This is a genomic window from Paenibacillus nanensis (assembly GCF_003583765.1).
GTDB classification, from domain to species: Bacteria; Bacillota; Bacilli; order Paenibacillales; family Paenibacillaceae; genus Pristimantibacillus; species Pristimantibacillus nanensis.
Window position 1 is genome coordinate 1 of the sequence record NZ_QXQA01000039.1, and the last position, 1,407, is coordinate 1,407.

Below are 1,407 nucleotides of genomic sequence, written 5' to 3' on the forward strand. Positions count from 1 at the left end.
GATGACGTACAATTGTTTGTGTACCAAGTTTTGGAGTCTATCCAAAACACAAAAAAGTAGAGTATCCTCGGGGTTACCACGCCACCAAGAAGGGACTCTACTCGATGACTATGATACCAGAAAACCAGCTCTCAATCCTATTTGAAAATCTTGTCACTCAGTTTGTTAAGGAAAACTTGGAATCCATCATGAAGGCTGAAATTAAGCACTTTATGGACGACCCGACAAATGAGCATAACAGTCGAAATGGCTACTACAAACGCACATTGCACACAAAGTACGGTCACATTACCGATTTAGAGGTGCCACGCGATCGTAACGGGGACTTCCAGACACATGTTTTCGAGCCTTACCAACGCCGAGACGGTTGGCTGGAGGAGGCTGTTATTCAAATGTATAAGAGTGGGATGGGAACACGTGATGTTGCTCGCTTCATCGAAAGCATGTTCGGCAGCCACTATTCCCCTACAACCGTCAGCAACATTACTGCAACTGTATTAGAAGACATCAAAAAGTGGCTCGAGCGCCCCCTGCAGAAACGCTACAGCGTGATCTACTTGGATGGCCTCTACGTCAAGCTCAAACGCAGCACGGTGAGCGGTGAGGTCATCTATTTTGCTATGGGTATCGACGAGGAAGGACATCGTCAAATTCTAGGGTTTTATGTAGGTGGCCAGGAGAGCGCTAACGGCTGGAAAGACGTCCTTATTGATTTGTACAATCGCGGCGTCCATGAAGTACTATTAGGCGTTTTTGACGGGCTCCCTGGACTCGACAATGCTTTCAAAGAGATGTACCCGCTGGCCGATGTTCAACATTGCGTCGTGCACAAAGTACGTGCGACATTCCCAAAAGTTCGCGTACAGCACAAGACGGACTTCATAGAAGATCTCAAACCGATTTACAACGCTCTTGACCATGACTATGCGCTTGCCGCCTTTGATACATTTAAAGCCAAGTGGAACAAGCTGTATCCCAAGGAAGTGAAGTCTTGGGAAGAGCAACTGTCGACGTTACTTACGTTTTACCGCTATCCCGCTCTTATTAAGGACGCTATCTATACCTCGAATCCGATTGAGCGAATGAACAAAGAAATTCGCAAACGCTTGAAGCCGATGAACAGCTTGACGAACATGGACGCTGCAGAGAAGATCGTCTATTTGGATGCGATCACCTACAATGAGCGTTTCGAAAACCGTGTTATTCGCGGGTTTGGTGATCCGACTGTTAAGAAGTTTCTTGGGGAGATGTTTGAAAAGCGCTATCCTAGCTCAACCAGCAATACTGAAAACTAAAAAAGGTGGCAATGGTTTGGCGGGGGAGGAGGCCTCCTCCCCCGCCAAACCAACTCACTAATCCATCTCAGATGGATATTCTACGGGCTTACACAAACTTCTTGACGCTACC

Annotated in this window: 1 protein-coding gene; it reads left to right on the plus strand. The window is 47.0% G+C overall.

Features of this window, described 5'->3' with window-relative positions; genetic code table 11:
- Nucleotides 1-104 precede the first annotated feature (104 nt).
- Entirely contained in the window at nucleotides 105-1,295 is a 1,191-nt protein-coding gene (locus tag D3P08_RS26990) for an IS256 family transposase (protein ID WP_119603236.1), read from the plus strand.
- Nucleotides 1,296-1,407: the final 112 nt, after the last annotated feature.